This window comes from Escherichia sp. MOD1-EC4550, from assembly GCF_963876935.1.
Classification (GTDB): Bacteria; Pseudomonadota; Gammaproteobacteria; order Enterobacterales; family Enterobacteriaceae; genus Escherichia; species Escherichia coli_F.
On record NZ_CAWNSE010000016.1, the window covers coordinates 1 to 17,791 of the forward strand.

General features: G+C 43.9%; 16 protein-coding genes and 2 pseudogenes. 6 read left to right on the forward strand and 12 right to left on the reverse strand.

Translation table 11 applies throughout. The annotated features are described in order from the left end of the window. Window positions 1–56 precede the first annotated feature (56 nt). Together fimE and fimB are read right to left on the reverse strand one after the other, a co-directional pair. The gene (gene fimE / locus AACU19_RS13190) at window positions 57–653 is read right to left on the reverse strand and encodes a type 1 fimbria switch DNA invertase FimE (protein WP_000044721.1); all 597 of its coding nucleotides are present in this window, start codon (window positions 651–653) and stop codon (window positions 57–59) included. A gap of 477 nt (window positions 654–1,130) precedes the next feature. Next, the gene (fimB, locus tag AACU19_RS13195; RefSeq protein ID WP_105279010.1) at window positions 1,131–1,733 is read right to left on the reverse strand and encodes a type 1 fimbria switch DNA invertase FimB; all 603 of its coding nucleotides are present in this window, start codon (window positions 1,731–1,733) and stop codon (window positions 1,131–1,133) included. Window positions 1,734–3,162: 1,429 nt separating this feature from the next. On the opposite strand from fimB, the gene nanC reads away from it, so the two are divergent. The 3 genes and pseudogenes from nanC to AACU19_RS23745 form a co-directional block, all read left to right on the forward strand. After that, window positions 3,163–3,879: an N-acetylneuraminic acid outer membrane channel NanC gene (gene nanC, locus AACU19_RS13200; RefSeq protein ID WP_001295734.1), complete on the forward strand. Its 717-nt coding sequence runs from the start codon at window positions 3,163–3,165 to the stop codon at window positions 3,877–3,879. A 19-nt stretch (window positions 3,880–3,898) separates the two neighbouring features. After that, window positions 3,899–5,005, forward strand: coding sequence for an N-acetylneuraminate epimerase (gene nanM / locus AACU19_RS13205; protein ID WP_105279011.1), 1,107 nt, complete (start codon window positions 3,899–3,901; stop codon window positions 5,003–5,005). A 286-nt stretch (window positions 5,006–5,291) separates the two neighbouring features. Continuing rightward, window positions 5,292–5,636, forward strand: a pseudogene (locus AACU19_RS23745) (sialate O-acetylesterase); the annotation flags it as partial. Between the two features lie 332 nt (window positions 5,637–5,968). Here AACU19_RS23745 and AACU19_RS23750 read toward each other — a convergent pair. Beyond that, on the reverse strand, window positions 5,969–6,067 hold the full coding sequence (locus AACU19_RS23750) for a hypothetical protein (protein WP_420106935.1): 99 nt from the start codon (window positions 6,065–6,067) through the stop codon (window positions 5,969–5,971). Between the two features lie 92 nt (window positions 6,068–6,159). On the opposite strand from AACU19_RS23750, the pseudogene AACU19_RS13215 reads away from it, so the two are divergent. Continuing rightward, window positions 6,160–6,365: pseudogene (locus AACU19_RS13215) on the forward strand (phosphorothioated DNA-binding restriction endonuclease); the annotation flags it as partial. A gap of 267 nt (window positions 6,366–6,632) precedes the next feature. Here AACU19_RS13215 and yjhR read toward each other — a convergent pair. The 9 genes from yjhR to AACU19_RS13260 form a co-directional block, all read right to left on the reverse strand. Then, complete coding sequence (gene yjhR / locus AACU19_RS13220; protein WP_105279013.1) at window positions 6,633–10,148, reverse strand: helicase YjhR; 3,516 nt, start codon at window positions 10,146–10,148, stop codon at window positions 6,633–6,635. Between the two features lie 498 nt (window positions 10,149–10,646). Beyond that, complete coding sequence (locus AACU19_RS13225; protein ID WP_059327950.1) at window positions 10,647–11,594, reverse strand: nucleotidyl transferase AbiEii/AbiGii toxin family protein; 948 nt, start codon at window positions 11,592–11,594, stop codon at window positions 10,647–10,649. Next, window positions 11,587–11,982: a DUF6088 family protein gene (locus AACU19_RS13230; protein ID WP_000152739.1), complete on the reverse strand. Its 396-nt coding sequence runs from the start codon at window positions 11,980–11,982 to the stop codon at window positions 11,587–11,589. The genes AACU19_RS13225 and AACU19_RS13230 overlap by 8 nt, the downstream gene beginning before the upstream one ends. A 69-nt stretch (window positions 11,983–12,051) precedes the next feature. Continuing rightward, window positions 12,052–12,885, reverse strand: coding sequence for a DUF4942 domain-containing protein (locus AACU19_RS13235; RefSeq protein WP_105279014.1), 834 nt, complete (start codon window positions 12,883–12,885; stop codon window positions 12,052–12,054). 114 nt (window positions 12,886–12,999) lie between these two features. Then, complete coding sequence (locus tag AACU19_RS13240; RefSeq protein ID WP_086629380.1) at window positions 13,000–13,341, reverse strand: TA system toxin CbtA family protein; 342 nt, start codon at window positions 13,339–13,341, stop codon at window positions 13,000–13,002. A gap of 30 nt (window positions 13,342–13,371) precedes the next feature. Next, entirely contained in the window at window positions 13,372–13,707 is a 336-nt protein-coding gene (locus AACU19_RS13245) for a type IV toxin-antitoxin system YeeU family antitoxin (protein ID WP_000939437.1), read from the reverse strand. Beyond that, window positions 13,707–14,180: a RadC family protein gene (radC, locus tag AACU19_RS13250; RefSeq protein WP_105279015.1), complete on the reverse strand. Its 474-nt coding sequence runs from the start codon at window positions 14,178–14,180 to the stop codon at window positions 13,707–13,709. The genes AACU19_RS13245 and radC overlap by 1 nt, the downstream gene beginning before the upstream one ends. Before the next feature lie 29 nt (window positions 14,181–14,209). Further along, a complete protein-coding gene (locus tag AACU19_RS13255) occupies window positions 14,210–15,028 on the reverse strand; it encodes a DUF932 domain-containing protein (RefSeq protein WP_105279016.1) in 819 nt (272 codons plus the stop codon). 235 nt (window positions 15,029–15,263) lie between these two features. Next, complete coding sequence (locus tag AACU19_RS13260; RefSeq protein ID WP_105279017.1) at window positions 15,264–16,217, reverse strand: hypothetical protein; 954 nt, start codon at window positions 16,215–16,217, stop codon at window positions 15,264–15,266. Window positions 16,218–16,809: 592 nt separating this feature from the next. Between AACU19_RS13260 and AACU19_RS13265 the strand changes: the two genes are divergently transcribed. Together AACU19_RS13265 and AACU19_RS13270 are read left to right on the forward strand one after the other, a co-directional pair. Further along, the gene (locus AACU19_RS13265; RefSeq protein WP_000772910.1) at window positions 16,810–17,424 is read left to right on the forward strand and encodes an inovirus Gp2 family protein; all 615 of its coding nucleotides are present in this window, start codon (window positions 16,810–16,812) and stop codon (window positions 17,422–17,424) included. A gap of 117 nt (window positions 17,425–17,541) precedes the next feature. Further along, on the forward strand, window positions 17,542–17,760 hold the full coding sequence (locus AACU19_RS13270; RefSeq protein ID WP_001064742.1) for a helix-turn-helix transcriptional regulator: 219 nt from the start codon (window positions 17,542–17,544) through the stop codon (window positions 17,758–17,760). Window positions 17,761–17,791: the final 31 nt, after the last annotated feature.

The window sequence follows — 17,791 nt, forward strand, 5'->3', positions numbered from 1 at the left end:
TGGCCCCAATTGTCTTATATTTCCTTATCTTTTCATATTATTATCAATAAGTTACATCAGGCATCTTCTCTTTTTAATTTTTCGTTTATGAGATTATTTCTTTCCCATAATCCGGCAAAACGTGCAGCATTACTGGCGGTATAACGCACAGTATGGCGAATATTTCGATGCCCGAGATAATCCTGAATTAAACGGGTATCTGCACCACGCTCCGCCAGTTCATAACCGCAAGCATGCCTTAACATATGAGGATGAGTCTGCGTCACGGTTCCAGCTTCAATACCGGCATCGCGAATAATGCGATAGGCCTGCTGGCGAGAAAGTCGACTCCCGCGGCGAGAAATAAATATGGCGTCGGTCTGGTCAGCGCCTTTCCAGTTAGTACGTTCCTGGGTCCAGCGCTCCACAGCTTCACGCTCATCAAAACGTAACGGGTGAACGGTAGAAAATCCGTTCTTCAGTCGGCGGATATTTATTCGACCTTCGTTAAGGTCAAGATCCTGATAATGCAGATCAAGCAGTTCACTAATACGCATCCCATGCCGATATGCCAACAAAATTAGGCAATAATCTCTGGCTCCCGTTGCCCCGTAACAAACCGCCTGCATCATGTCCTGAACTTCTTTACCGGTAAGATAACGACGTTTACTCACAATAGTAGTACTCCTGACTGAGATATATTTGAATGAATACCTATAGGAAACCTCGATCGGTTAAAATTAGCCCAATAGATAAAAAGATAACCACACAGGAAGTTATGTGGCTATCAGTCAATTACATTAAATATCATACAAAAATAAAATATCACTGATGTGACAACATCTATTTTCATTGATTTGATTCAATATAACAATAGATTGCAGCGGATTAACTTCCAGTTGCTTAAAAAATAAAGAAAAAAGTGCAAAAACAGGAGAACTTGAGTGATGTGTAAATTTATGAATGATTTTGTTTATTTATTTTGAAGAACATAAACCATTGTATTTTGTATGGATATGGTTAACTTAATGTTTATTATGATAATTAAGAATCACACTTACAATAACATCAATTAATAAATGGTTAATCATTTTTGATATATCGTAAGAATAATGTATTTTTTAACACCATCCCTGGTATCTCATCTATCTCTATAAAACTGCGTGATGCTGTCGTCCTCTGGCTCTATCCCAGATGCCGTAAAAACGCCCTGCATTGCTGGCGGTATACCAGACAGTATGACGAATATTGCGATGCCCAAGATAATCCTGGATAAGTCGTGTATCTATTCCCATATTCGCCAAAGCAAAACCACACGAATGGCGTAACATATGCGGATGAATCTCCAGTGATAACCCAGCATTACCACCAGAAGTCGAGATAATATGGTAAAACTGTTGCCGAGAAAGCGGGTTCCCCTTACGTGATAAAAATACCCACTCGCTCTCAGCATGCGGATAAGAAGTTCGTTTACTCAACCAGTTTTTTAAAGCCTGAACTTCTTTGTTCAATAGCGGGTGCGTTGTTGAAAAGCCTTTTTTTAATCGATGGATATAGATACACTTTGCCTTAAGATCAATATCCGAAATCCTCAATCGACAAATTTCACTCGCCCGGAAACCATGAATAAAACAAAGCAAAGTCAGACAATAATTACGTGCTGCATGAGGCCCGGTATTTGCTGCTTTAAGGAGTGACTCGATTTCACTATGGGTCAGGAAGTTCCTTTTTTTGTTATCAGCCTTATTCTTCATCGTTTTCCCTTATAATTACAGACGCGCACTAGCTGTGCTGGGTTAGCAATAATCCAACATTTTAATCCTGATTATGTTTATAAAAGCGAACGTTTGCTTAATAACTAACGTAAGTGGACCAGTTCTTCTGAGTGAACTTAAATGGAGTAGCGATAGTTACTTATAATAACTTTGCCATACAAACGCCATGCTCTTGCATGCTATGTACCTTTATATATTTATCAATCTGATACGAATCTAATAATAACCCGCATCATTAATGCAACTAATCTTATCTATATATCATGTGATATGTTCTGTAACAAGTAAAATCAACATAAAAAATTCAGCAAAATTTAATATTCGTTCAACTAGCCGTCTCACATATGACATTATTAGTCAACTGCATTTGCCACAAAATGGCTATTTCATGGAACGCAGTAATTTCTTAGCGTCTATTATCATGCTAATTCTTAGGTCCCTAGCGATTATTCCTGCCTGGTTCGTCAGCTTACGCCATGAGATTGCTACATTCCTTTTTATCCTGGAGATATGGGGGAACGCAGGCGACGCTTTTTCATCTACATTCATTGGTAAATATAGCTTTGGTCACTACGTCTTAAACCTTCTTCAATCACAGCTATTCGCCGGGCGATACGGCAAACAAACTAAGTGAAGCATCATCCTGAAAACACCAATGCGTACTGAACATCAACAAGCCTCTCCTGATCGACTTCAGAAGTGACCAGTTACAAGCCACAAATCAGGAAACATATTTCATGATGAGAATTATGATCAGCCTGATGGCGGGTAAACACTTATTTTCACCACGCTCACTGAGTTAGCCAGCAAAGCTCCCCTTGTTTAGAGTGCAAATAAATAACATACAAAACAAATAGTTAATCAAATATCTTTGATTTGTGAAGGCCATCGTAAGTGTTCGTCTGACTTCAAATGGCATCTTCTTCATAGAAAAATATAGACATATTTTGTGACGCGAATTGCAAATCTGGTTTTGTTATATGGATTGAGTGATTTTTGATCTGGTATAACAGGTATAAAGGTGTACCGCAGTAGTCAATGAGACTGAGCATCTCGCAATCTATGACAAACATCACTTCAGTCTGAAAGGAATATGAAAATGAGATCAACAGACACTCTATTTTATGACTCTGGATAAAATGGATTGAGTAAGTGATATAGCTTACGAACATTCAAATCAATTAAACATCAGAAGAGATTTTATACTCAGGTATTTAATCTGGTTCTCTGTTTATTTAAATAATGTGGAAAGAGAATTTTCACAGGAGACCTTATACAAAAAATATAAAATACAGCTACTCGTTGCCAAAGACACTATAAGCCTGGCAAAAAATATTACACAACATAAATGCTAATTGTTTATGCGGGCTTTGTATTGCTTTCTGTATCCTACAAATGAGTGAAATATATGAAAAAGGCTAAAATACTTTCTGGCGTATTATTACTGTGCTTTTCGTCACCACTAATTTCCCAGGCTGCGACACTGGACGTACGTGGTGGATATCGTAGTGGAAGCCACGCCTATGAGACTCGACTCAAAGTCAGTGAGGGATGGCAAAATGGATGGTGGGCAAGTATGGAAAGTAATACCTGGAATACCATTCATGATAATAAAAAGGAAAATGCCGCACTCAATGATGTTCAGGTTGAAGTTAATTACGCGATTAAACTTGATGATCAATGGACGGTGCGCCCGGGAATGTTAACGCATTTTAGCAGTAACGGCACACGCTACGGACCCTACGTAAAATTGTCCTGGGACGCGACAAAAGATCTTAATTTTGGCATTCGCTATCGTTACGACTGGAAAGCTTACCGACAACAAGACTTATCCGGTGATATGTCTCGTGATAACGTTCATCGTTGGGATGGATATGTCACTTACCATATTAATAGTGATTTCACCTTCGCATGGCAAACGACGCTATACAGCAAACAAAACGATTATCGCTACGCAAACCACAAGAAATGGGCGACAGAAAATGCATTTGTTCTACAATACCATATGACGCCCGATATTACGCCATACATAGAATATGACTACCTTGACCGTCAGGGTGTTTATAACGGCAGAGATAATTTATCGGAAAACAGTTATCGCATTGGTGTGTCATTTAAACTGTAGTAGACAGGAGACAGTCACAATGAATAAAACAATAACGGCGCTTACTATCATAATGGCTTCATTTGCCGCAAACGCGTCTGTATTACCGGAAACTCCTGTGCCATTTAAAAGTGGTACCGGAGCAATTGATAACGACACTGTCTACATTGGTTTAGGTAGCGCAGGTACGGCATGGTACAAGCTGGATACACAGGCCAAAGATAAAAAATGGATAGCGTTAGCTGCATTCCCTGGTGGGGCGAGAGATCAAGCAACCTCTGCATTTATTGATGGCAATCTGTACGTATTTGGCGGCATTGGCAAAAACAGCGAAGGCTTGACTCAGGTATTTAATGACGTACACAAATACAACCCCAAAACCAATAGCTGGGTTAAATTGATGTCGCACGCGCCGATGGGCATGGCGGGCCATGTGACTTTTGTACACAACGGCAAGGCTTATGTTACTGGCGGTGTTAACCAGAATATCTTCAATGGCTATTTTGAAGATCTCAACGAAGCTGGAAAAGATTCAACCGCTATAGATAAAATCAACGCCCACTATTTTGACAAAAAAGCAGAAGATTATTTCTTCAATAAGTTTCTGTTGTCTTTTGATCCCTCAACACAGCAATGGAGTTACGCTGGCGAATCTCCCTGGTACGGGACGGCTGGTGCAGCGGTTGTGAATAAAGGCGATAAAACCTGGCTTATTAATGGTGAAGCCAAACCAGGACTACGAACGGATGCCGTATTTGAACTTGATTTCACCGGTAATAATTTAAAATGGAATAAACTTGCTCCCGTCTCATCACCAGATGGCGTCGCTGGCGGTTTTGCAGGCATGAGCAATGACTCACTTATATTTGCCGGAGGGGCCGGATTCAAAGGTTCACGAGAAAATTACCAGAACGGTAAGAACTATGCGCATGAAGGCCTGAAAAAATCATATAGCGCTGATATTCATCTTTGGCATAACGGGAAATGGGATAAATCTGGCGAATTATCGCAAGGTCGGGCCTACGGAGTATCATTGCCCTGGAATAATAGTTTATTAATTATTGGCGGTGAAACTGCAGGCGGCAAAGCGGTGACGGATTCAGTTTTGATCTCTGTGAAGGATAATAAAGTCACAGTACAAAACTAATGCTTCAGGGCCCCAGTAAAGGGGCCCTGCTATCAATTTATCATTTCAATTACGCGAAAATTATATGAACGCAATAATATCGCCCGATTATTACTATGTTCTTACCGTTGCTGGTCAGTCTAATGCCATGGCGTATGGCGAAGGACTGCCATTACCGGACAGGGAAGATGCGCCTCATCCCAGAATTAAACAATTAGCGAGATTTGCGCATACGCATCCCGGAGGCCCGTCATGTCACTTTAACGACATTATTCCACTGACTCACTGCCCACACGATGTTCAGGATATGCAGGGTTATCACCATCCTCTGGCAACGAATCATCAAACACAGTACGGCACCGTTGGCCAGGCACTGCATATTGCACGGAAATTACTGCCCTTTATTCCTGATAATGCAGGGGTTCTCATCGTTCCGTGTTGCCGTGGCGGATCGGCTTTTACTGCGGGCAGCGAAGGGACATATTCAGAACAGCACGGAGCCAGCCATGATGCTTGTCGTTGGGGAACGGATACTCCGCTGTATCAGGATTTAGTCAGCCGAACGCGAGCCGCACTGGCAAAAAATCCGCAGAACAAATTCCTCGGCGTATGCTGGATGCAAGGCGAATTTGACCTAATGACCAGTGACTACGCGTCACACCCTCAACACTTTAATCATATGGTTGAAGCCTTTCGTAGGGATCTAAAACAATACCATTCTCAGCTTAATAAAATTACTGACGCGCCGTGGTTTTGCGGCGATACCACCTGGTACTGGAAAGAAAATTTCCCTCATGCGTATGAAGCTATTTATGGCAATTATCAAAATAATGTTTTAGCCAATATTATTTTCGTCGACTTCCAGCAACAAGGTGAAAGAGGACTGACGAACGCGCCTGATGAAGATCCAGACGATTTAAGCACGGGATATTTCGGTTCAGCGTACCGGTCAGCGGAGAACTGGACGACGTCACTGCGAAGCAGTCATTTCAGCTCAGCAGCCCGTCGGGGGATTATTTCTGACAGATTTGTAGAAGCAATTTTGCAGTTTTGGCGCGAAAGGTGAGCGGGGAGTTTATTCATGGGGGATGTCCTTGTCCGTTCCCAAAACAGGCAACAAAAAACAAATGAGATCAAGGTAATATCTCTTCACTTGCAGGCTCGAACAGCAGGCAATTGCCAATATAATAATCTGGCACAAGGGTGAAAAACGCGCACCGCATAAACCGTTGTTATTGCTTACAGATTAGCCGGATGCCTTAATAGACATCCGCGCCTTTTCGATTATGGCTCGGAAATCTACGAATCTCTGCACAGTTTACTGGAACGTTTTGGACCACAGCGTTCACAGTACCGACCTGATATGCCGTTCTGGCGATTATAAGGCGACGGATTCTGGCAAATAGACGATGATAATATGCTTAATGATGTTCAAAGAAATTAGGCCATCATTATATTATTGCTTGCATTTTCTTTCATTCCCAAAAGCACCCGCCATTAATCCCAGGCGCATTATGCAAAGGAAAATGATTAGGTAAACAATAAGATTTATAATCAGGAAAGGCGACTCGCAATAAAACGCAAAGTCGCCTTAACATTGGTAAAATATGCCCTTTACTACTCCTGTATCATGAACGGCTCATCACATTTAAAGCTGACGTTGATCCAGACTGCTATATATTGCCTTTATTTCATTTTTTACGCTTTCGCCACGGTACACCAAAGACGTATCGTATCGTTGATACTTATCTTCCCGTGCAGCACTGAACCAGTTAAAAGATCCGACACACAGCAGTTCTTCATCCTCAATCACAATTTTGCTGTGGACACGATTAACCAATTTCGTAGCGATACCCATCTTATTGAGCTTTTCAACAGCATCATTCAGCAGATGTTTTTTCTCCTGACGCTTATCATCATCGACATGCGCTATATTGCAGTTTTTATCCGTCACCACAGTAATATCAATGCCCCGGGAACGGGCCAAAGCCATTGATGCCAGAAATCCCGTTTGCTCCATTTTTTGCCAGGATAACCAAGGGGAAATAATCGTTATTTTCTTTTGAGCTCCGGCAAGAGTCTTGTTCAAAAATTCATCATGCTGCTCCACGCCATGCAGCGTTGAAATTTGTGTATGTGCGGAAATTAAATCCTGTCGTTTATGAAACTCAAATTGCAACGCATTATTATCTGAAGAAAAGAGATATTTTGCCAATAACCCTCGCGGCGAAAATGCGGGCTGCATCTCGATAAGGTCCATATCGCCAAATACCAGAAAACTATCTTTAGCGCGTGAGACAGCAACATTGAGGATACTGCTGTTGCTATCAAGAAACCTGCCATCTTCATGTTTTGAGTAGACTGGAGAAAAGAGAACAATCGCCCTTTCTGCCCCCTGCAAGGAGTGCACAGTCCCCACTGTCAGTGAACCCTCCTCGTCTTTGCCATTAATTTCCAGCTTACGCAATGACGTTTTGATAGCATTAACCTGCGCCGAAAATGGCGTCACAACACCAACAACTTTGTACAGTGGTTCCCCGTAATGGCGCTCTATATCATCCTTATGTGCCACCAGCCATGCTGCTATTGTTTCAGCTTCAAGAGGGTTATAACGGCTCCCCCCATTTGGCTTCATGCCTCTACCATCAATATGTAAATATCCCATTGCGGGGAAAATCGTCCCTTTTTCCATCCCTCTTTTAGGCTGCAACTTACCGTGATAGCAAAGTGAGTTACAGTAGCCGATGATGTTATTGAAACAGCGACGATGCTCATACAGATACATTCCGCGCTCGAACTTGGGATCATACTGGTAGTGAGAGTTAAACTGGGCTACCTGCATTACGCTGCCAGATGCTGCACTTTTTCCAGACCCACACACGTGAGTATATGTATTTATTAACTCTTCCTGAGTGCCACCAGAAATAATATTCTCCTCAAGCATATTGCCCATATCAGTGACGGGTAGACAATTCCAGATTGGAGCTATTTGCTCCGTATCGCCAATCACCAGCGCTTTCTTCGCCAATGCAAAGGAAGCTGCAGCAACCTCCGGGAGTACCTGCCCGGCTTCATCGACAATCAGTAAATCAGCAAAGTTATATAAATAATTATTATCCGATGTTCTATCGCCACCAAAAGATTTTCTTCTGTTCATATGGTAAGGCAACATGTAGCAGGTCATCACCACACAAGGAGTAAGTTTCATTCTTCTTAGCCAACGAGCCTCGGCGATAGTTATCCCGGTAATTCCTTTTTCTTTTTGCAAATTATCTATAGCTGCCATATCAATCAGCCAACGCCCCTCCCAATAATGGGTCGCTACCAAGAACGCTGGAAAACGAATCTGAGTATCGGCAAGTTCATCCGCTCCTGAAAGATTCAATTCATCGTCACCTCTGTAACCCAAAGCATAAGTCAACTCACGCCATTGTTTTGCAGCTTCTATTTCGCGTCGGGCTATATCCTTCGCATAGTTGATGTTCTGTTGGCACTCATCCTGCTCCTTTTGCGTTTTAGCAATCAAACTATCAATAAATTCATCAATATCTTCGGGATAATTTCCCTGGAACGATGTCATTCTTGTGCCAAACGTAGAGTCCAGGAAGAGGTTAATCTGGTAATGGCGTTTAGTACGAACAGCAGGAAGCCATGACAAAACCGCATACACTAGCGACTCATCAGCACGGTATTGCTGCCACTGCTTTTTACCTCTGGTTAAAAGTGAAATTTCATTGCCAATATTGAGAAGACGTGTGTTTTCGTCCTGAAGATACTGGTCGAGATTCTCACTGATGGCTCGCTGTTCATGGCGGATATCATTAAGCCTGCGCCATGCGGGTTCGATTTGCTGAAGTTGAATAAACTGTGAAGTTAAACGTTCATGCAAAAGCGTCACTACATGCTCTGGTGAATTGCACTCTCCAGCTCCAAACGCCACCTCCGCTTTTTCAAGGTAAAATGCCCGGGCTTTTTCCAGATATTCCTGGGATTCAACGTGGTTAAAAAAATCTTCAGTCTGGTATTTCTTCGCAGCCTCAACCTGACGGCTTTTAGACGGAAAATAAGCGCCATAGCTTATTACCTCCGGCAACCAACGACCAGCCATTACGCCAAAACCAGTAGAGAAATCTTTTCCAAAGGCTTCAATAATATTGGTGACGGCCTGATTGTTAGTTGATGTGGCAATAATTACAGGAGGTTCAGCTTGATTAAGTGCGGCTCTAGTCCATTCGGTGGCGATAATAGAAAGCACCAGCGTAGTTTTACCCGTTCCCGGAGGACCGTTAACAGCGAGCATATCCCCCTGCTGTTGAGTCAGATAATGGCTCAGGGCATCGCGCTGCGCCACTGCCAGCGGAAACTTATCGCCGGAATGCCCCAGACGTTCGCAGAACATAGCATTCTTAGCGAGAAGTGGCTCTAGTGGAACCATTTCATTTGAGGCAAAACGCGTTAATAGAGGAACCTTAACCTGGCTCATCAGCAGATGGTCATACAAAGGCAGGATATGAACACTGGCCCCTACATGCTGGCTAGCTTTAACAATATAACCGTATCCAGCCCGTTCGTATGGCTCAGATGTAGCGACCCAATTTCCAGCGACGTTTCTTAAAAGGTTATCTGACTGTTGAAGATAATTTTGCCAATGCTGACGATACCTGGCATGGCGTTCCGCTTTCTCTTCGTCAGTTTCTTCGTAATGTTCTGGTTGACCTTCATTAATGGTGGCTGTGTTATGCGTAGTTTTGTATTTGTCATATTGCACCAACTCACCAATAGAAAAATGACCGGAAGGGAGAGGTTCAAGCAGATCGCGGGGAATAGTGGCTGAAGCGGCAGGAAACAAAAAACCTTCCCTATTAAGAAGAGCGGAGGTAACCAGTGGCGTAATAATTGCGGGTGCACCTGCCGTTTGCTCTTTGCCATGCTTTACAATGCGGTTCCATACCTGGGGCCGTAACACGACTTCAACGTTTTTTACAGACTCCCCTTCACCGTCAAAAAATGCCCGAATAGTTTCGTCATCCAACTGCCCTGCGGTGATATTTATCCACCGAATGAATGATTCTGTATCTTTACGTGAAAACGTTCCTTTGCCAGATTCGGCGTCAGCTAAGGAGTTGCGCCAGTATGAAGTGAATCCCAATGTATTGCTGTCCATTTCTCATTCCGTGACATAATAGAAATCATTGATTTCATTGATGTAAATATTACTTATGATTAAACATTGTCCACGATGCGAGCGCGATCGCAATAAATATTGTGCCTGGAGGATGGATTAGATTTTCTGAAAGAGCTAAATCCTTAATAGATAAACGCGTACATACTTGGTTCGGTATTCTTAAGGGATTTAATATGGATTGAACCAGGTTGACGTTAGTTGAAAAAAACAGTGGAAAAGATTTGTGTGGCGCGGATTTCAGGCATAAAAAAAGACCTCAATTGAGGTCTATTTACATACTTTTGGTGCGAAGGCCGCACCGCTCTTTCAAACATAATTCATTGAAATTAATGTGATTTATTAACCCAAAAATCACTTTGTATACTCACATGTATACTCAGCGCGATTCTCTGAGAAATCAACAACCTGAATAATCAGTCGGTACTTTAACGCTTCACAATGTTTATCGGAATTTCAAGTAAAGACAAATGCTGCATATCAAGCATTCAGGATGGATAACGCTAAGCTCCTAAACCTGGAGTAAGCCTCATCCCATGTGATCTTCCGCTCTCCATACACCATTGGAGAAACAAACTGCTGATAGCGCATCTGGTAGAGAGGATTGTTCGCCAACTCATCCAGTCCCATTTTTAGCTCATCAACTGGAGACGCGCAAAACTGCGGGTACTGGTTGCCGTAACGCTGAATGTCTTGCTCAATAGTTTGTTGAACAAAATCAACGAGCAGACTCATATCAACATGACTCGTCTCAACAATACAGTTTGTATCGTAGATATGACGTACCAGCGATGCATCATCAAATCGCTCAACATCTCGCACAACTGCCGCAGTACGACGTAACATCGCCACCAGCTTTTCAGCCTGTGTGCTAATGATAGTTGCGCATGGAAACGCTGAAACAATAGCCGCTTTTCCCGTGATCCCTGTTACCAGTGAATGAATATCCCGTAATTCAGAGGGCTCCAGTAACTTCGCTTCCATCAGTTCCAGTCGGATAAAAGGACGCAAACAAGGTGCCTGCACCACTCGCTGTGGATAACGAACAGGTATGTCATTATAACGATATTCATCCCGCGTCACTTTTGGATAATCATCATCAAAATTGAACACACCCGATGAAGCTATTGCACTGGAAACTGCCTGAACAATTTCTTTACGGGTATTTTTTCGCTGAGTGCGGGAAAGTGCCTGAAATGCATCCTTAGGCACCAGTTTGATATCCACATCTTCCGACATGCGATTAAGTGCGACACCTGATTTTGCCAGAGCGGTTCCTCCGGCAAACACCAACTGATGAGTATCGAACACCAGAGGTTTAAGCAATTGCAAAAGCTCAACGATATAGTGATCTTTTTCCACAATTGCGACAGACTCAATACCAAGCGCGTCAGCCACTTCAGAAAAAAGAGTGGTTAAATCATCCATTTAATCTGCTGTTCCCTACAGATAATACGCGTTTAAAACGCCGGGGGGTTTTTATCTCGGGTGAAGCTGGGATCTGCGTAGAAGTACCGCTATTGTATGCCTGCGTTGCGCCAGCAAAACGATAGCGTACTTTCAGGCGTTCCAGCGTTTCGACAATCACCGCTGAAGAGCCTCCGGGAGCCGCTGGCATTACCTTGCCTGTAATACCGTTCCGCCGTGCTTTGGTATACACGCCATAACCAACCTTCAACAGTTGCCCTTCCCTGACAAGATCGCGCAATACCCGACCAACCTGATCGTAGCCTGCAATATCTTTAAAGTCGTCACGAGTGAATACGTAACGTTTAGAACGTTTCAGTCGTGACTGAATGCGTGCTTTTATCGTCATATTCGCCTCCTGAGTCATTGCATAAAGAGTAGCAAAAATACGACATTTTAGATAGCAAACATACGACATTCATTTTGCTGATAACGCTGACGGAAAGTGCTTCGCCACGATATCATTCATCTTCTCCACCAAATCCAGGCGTTTGAAAGTGATATGCCCACTGCCCTTCTGAAAGTAGCGAATAATGAACAAATCATCTTCGAAAATCTGCTGATGCGGATTATCGCGCACAAAACCCATAAACCGGATGGAGACATCATGCCGGTTATCGGGAATGGTCTTCCCATCCAGCAGGTAGAACATCCGTTCCAGATCGGCAAGCTGATCTCTCCGCCAGCCCCAGTTCAGGCTGTAGCCCCATCTGTCATGCTTCACCAGATTGTTAACGATAATCTTCTTACCGAAATAACAGGGATTATTGGTTTTGTAATCCCAGCTCAATCCCTTAAATACATTGATAATCCCACGTTCGAAAACGTCCTGCTTATTGTGGTGGAGTTGTTCAAAGGTACTCAGGATGTTGGCTTCGCTAATCGCCGGGAGATCGCCCTCCTCCAGGTTCTTTGCCCACTGACTGCGGGCTTCGGCATCCATCAGAGTCAACATCCCGGACTTCAGCATGAGATCGCGCCAGATGCTGCGATCGATATTGCGGGTGATCACCGGCATCGCTTTGTCGGTTGGTTGCATTAGCCAGCAGTCAAAGGCATATCCATTACGCATTGCCCAGGTTCCAGCCACATCACCGCCAATACTGGATGTCAGGCTGGAGATATCATGAAGTTTTTGGATTAACGTCGCTATCTGGTTCAGTGCACTATCACGTCCTGTGACGATACGCTCAACACTGGTCGAGCAAATTAGCTCGTTATGATCGGTTAAGACTTCAGCTTCTGTTTGCATAATCTTTTGTCCGTATAAAAGCAAATGCGCCAGCCATGAACAGCAGGCGCATTATGCAGGGAGTTATGAGGGAAGTAATTTTGGCGATGTAAATCGGGAAGGAGACTCGCAGATTCACCGTGCCGTGGTGTTATGGCAGCGACGCAGCAGACCTGTAGCCTGCCGCGCCCGCAAAATATCGACCGCACGAAGATAAGGCGTCTGTTCCTGCCAGCTAAATCCTTTCCTGTCGATACGGATCAATTCGTACTTCTCCACCAGAAAATTGATGGCATCAACCAGAGTGATCCCGGCGTCTATGTGTTCCTGAATCACCTTTTCATTGTTGAATGGTGTGTCATTAAGGTTCAGTCCGTAGTGCTGCTCCAGCAGGCGGGCCAGTAATGTTTGCCAGACCACGACGGGCGACAGATATGACGTCGTCGCCCGCAGCGTCGTTGCAGGAATAATTTTCATAACGATGTTCCGTATTAAGGAGGTTAAAACTCAGCGTTGAGTGGGATAAATAGCGATATAGACGTAACCACAGGAACCCAGCGTATCGGCTTCGCAGGTTAGTCCTTTGGCGTATAGCGTGACGGTACGTTGTTGGCAGGGGGAGAGTTCACCGTCAGCCAGTTTCAGCTCCAGTTGTTTCATCAACACCGGAAAAGCCTGGTCGATATGCAGCAGATCCGGGGAGCTGAATTTCCCGGTGATTGCGGCCCGATCAGCCAGGTAATGCAGGTTATGTCTTTCCTGTACCAGTCGAGCAGTGAAGCGTGGTGTTACGGTACAGGGAAGCCCCCATTCTTGTTGCATGACCTTGTCCTTTTGCAGCATTACAGCCAGCCCCGTTCGGCAAAAGAGAGGACATCCCCCGCCCCAATAATGAAATGATCCAGCACCCTCACTTTCACCAAATCCAGTGTCTTAACAATATTCGTTGTAATAAGTCTGTCGGCCCGACTGGGTTCCGCCACGCCGGAGGGATGGTTATGCGCAAGGATTACTGCTGCGGCATTGTGCCGTAGCGCAGATTTCACAATCTCACGGGGATGTACTTCTGTACTGTTAATCGTGCCGAGAAATAGCGTTTCGTGTTCCAGCAGTCGGTTCTGGTTATCGAGGTAAAGCACAACAAACATTTCCCGCTCCTGTCGTGCCAGATGCAGCTGCAGCCAGGTTTTTGTGGCGTCAGAGGAAAGAAAAGATTCGCCAGGATTGCGTTGATATTTCTCCAGCAGACGCATCGCACGGCGGATAATGCGTTGTTCACTCACCGAAAATACCGGTGTTAGCATCAGTTCAGACATCGTGTTTCCTTTACCATTAATAGCGTTATTTATGAGGCCAGTTGCAACATGTTTTCAGCCATCACCCACAGGGCGCGGTTGAGCCTGACATCGCCGTCGATGCCTTTAATGGCGCGGGTGTGCGTGCGACCACCTTTTGCCGTGCGCCCGTTTAAACCACCTTTGATCAGGTTCTCCTGAATACGCTGGTAGGTCGTCCACAGATCGCCGGATTCATCCTGCCAGCGGCGGGGAGCCAGCAACTGGGATTCCGTCACCGGCTGGTGCTCTTCGCCAAAGCGGTAAGTCAGCGCCGCCTTTGCCAGCGCCTGTTGCGCAGGGGGAGGCAGCATCAGCGACTGCATGGCATCGCGTTTCTCTTCAACCTGGTCAAAAACACTGAGGACTTCATAAGCGCCTTCAATCACTTTCTCCACAACATTGCCTTTATGCGGTACCCGTACTTCACCAAACGACTCGCCGCAGACCAGCCCGTTACAACAAACAGAACGGAACAGCCCTGGCAGCATCTGATAAGAACTGGAACCGTCATGGCTGTTGAGCAGAATAATTTCCGGCACCTGGTTGTGATTGATCTGGTCTTCCCGGCGCAGACGCAGCATGTGTTTTGTATGCTCACGTTTACCCACATCACGAACGCGGGTCTGGCAGGCAAAGAAAGGATGAAATCCTTCACGCTGGAGGTTATCGAGCAGGGTAATGGTGGGAATGTAGGTATAGCGTTCGCTGCGTGATTCGTGCTTATTTTCCCCGAATACGCTGGGGACATACTGCATCAGTTCGTCATGCGTTAATGGGCGATCGCGACGGATTTGATTTACGCGACCAAAGCGGCTGGCTAATTTCATAGTAAATTCCTTAATAAAGAATATAAAAAACAGGCCGCATCTTCTGAAAAATTGCGGCTAATTTAATGCGTGATTAAAACGGACGGTAGTATAGGTGGGATAAAATAACAGGTGCAAGCAGATATTAAATTACATTCCGGCAGTACATATATGAGCGTGATATAGTGCTGAAATAATACATATCTGAATTCTCCCGGTGATTATCACCGGGAGAATTTAAGTTTGAAATAACACCTCAACCACGGGATAATCTTGTTTCTATTCCCTGAACCCTTTCGTCTATTAGCCTTTCAATAACAGATATTTTATCTGACTTGTAAAATTTAACCAGAAAATCCAGACGTTCTTTATGCGTATCACTGATAGACTCCTGTTCCCGTTTTTCAGAAAGTTTACGTCTGAAGTTTTTTTGGTAAAACGCTTTATTTATTTTCTTTACCGCTTTCTGCTGGAGGTCATCATCCGCTGACCATAAATCCAGCATGGCATAAATGGCATGATAGGTTTCTACACTATTCAGTGGTTCCGGAATCTGAAAGGGGTCTAAATGGTTTCCTGTATTACCACCGTGCTCTTTCTGGAATTTATTAATATAATTATAAGCCCATGTATAGACATCGTTATTATCCTCATTAAGCCAGCGTAATTTTATTCTCTGATGTTCATTTCTCCTCCAGAATACAAGCCTCTCATATAGCCACTGTCTCATCAACGGTGCCTGATTAGTCTCAATATTGATATAGTCCAGTAATGCAACGATGATTGAGTATCTTTCGTTATGGCTTGCAGGAGAATCTGTTATTCCAGCTTTCTGATACCAGTTAGTGTTTAAATTTGTGCCCAGCTTTTCGTTAATTGACTCCATACAGCGGTAATCAAGACACATCACGCCCCATAGCCAGAACGTCGCTCTTTCATTTTCTTTTAACCAACTAAAATATTTCTCCGGCAGAAGCGTCGTATTAATCGACAGCTCCAGTGAGCGAATAAAATCACTTCGCTGAATGGGATCGGGATACCCGGCCTCGAGGGCTGTATTAATAATTCTCTCCGAAAGAGATGTATCTGGATTGTTCCCGTCAAACGCGAATTGATTTGCTCCCTGAATGTTTTTCCTGATGTACCAGAAGAGAAACCTGCTGGTTCGGATGTCCTTCACTGCTATTGATGAGCGCACATTAACGGCCATTGTTCTACCTCGTCATCCTTGTTAAATCAGTCGAAATCAATAGCGTAATTATGACGTGTTTTCGAAGTAAAACCGTAGCAATAAATCAATAAAAGTGGAAAACACGTAGTAATATCGTGTTATTCCATAGTAATAGAGTACCATTAACGTAGTTTTTTATTTATTACCATACTCACAGATCCCGCCTGTAGAAAACGGCTGGATAGTCTTAAATTTTTCCACGTATAGCCCTGGTGGCTTTACGGGTGAAACCTCCCAGGATAACGAGTTGACATCTGGAAGATGTCATTCATGACCGCAAACCATAGATTAGGTCAATGTATTAATTATAACTTAAGAGTAAATCTCTTTGTCTTCAAGAACAGATAATTAACTACGAACACCAGTAAATACCGGGCCTCTACTCTTTTTATCACCCTTTCTTTATGAATCAACATTGCCGGTATTAATATTATGTTTATCACTCATTCATTAGATTCAGCATATAGAGGGATGACACCAGAGACAGGGAAAAGTAATCCAGATCGGCATAGCTCAGTGAAAAGTTACTACAGCACTTATGGATATGTAACCAACCACAAGGAACTGAAGCATGAAACTGAATGAACGATATGGCAAGCCTAATGCACACTATATGAAACGTCTGGAAGAGATTACCCGTTATGCGATGGATGATTACGCCAGAATACTGGCTTTCAGAGTGGATTTATTACTGCCAGTGGATAATAGCCATAAAGGGTATGACTCAGCGGTTATTACCCGTTTTATAGCCTCACTGAAAGCGCAGATAGCCGCATATTTACAACGGCGCAGGAGAGACGGTAAACGTGTTTATCCCTGTAAGCTGCGATATGCATGGGTAAGAGAATTTGGTGAACTGAATGGCAACAAGCATTATCACATGCTGTTGCTGGTTAATCGGGAAGTATTCAGAAACACCATGCTGAATACGGAGAATTCAGCGCAACCTCGCGGATTGCTGGTGGGAATGGTGGCGCGTGCATGGGCTGTGGCGCTTAGGCGTACCGGAGATATGGCAAATAAAGTCCCCTTTCATTTACCGGGCGTCTCTTATGAACTTGATCGCAGAAATGGCACAAATACGGACTTTTTCCGCAGCTACATATACCACATCAGTTATCTGGCGAAGGAGTACACAAAAAACCACGATGACGGTGAACGTAACTTTGGTTGTAGTCAGGGATAAGTAATTTATTACCGGAGAAGTGATTGTAATGGCGGAGTATGCAACATCATCTTAAATCAACGGGTTAGTGTTGCTGCTCCTGTCTTTTATCAACGTAAAGACAGAAGGATAATCGTCATGAACAATCAACCGAATACCGATACTGACCTGATGAATGACAAACTGGTGACGATGGCATTTATTACCACGTTTACTGGCCTGACCGACAAATGGTTCTATAAACTGATTAGTGAAGGCAAGTTTCCAAAGCCTATCAAACTGGGGCGTAGTTCCCGCTGGCGGGAAAGTGAAGTTAAACGCTGGCTGACGGAACGTATTGCAGAATCCCGCTATTAATCCCCCTGACACTATCTCTACACGCTTTACC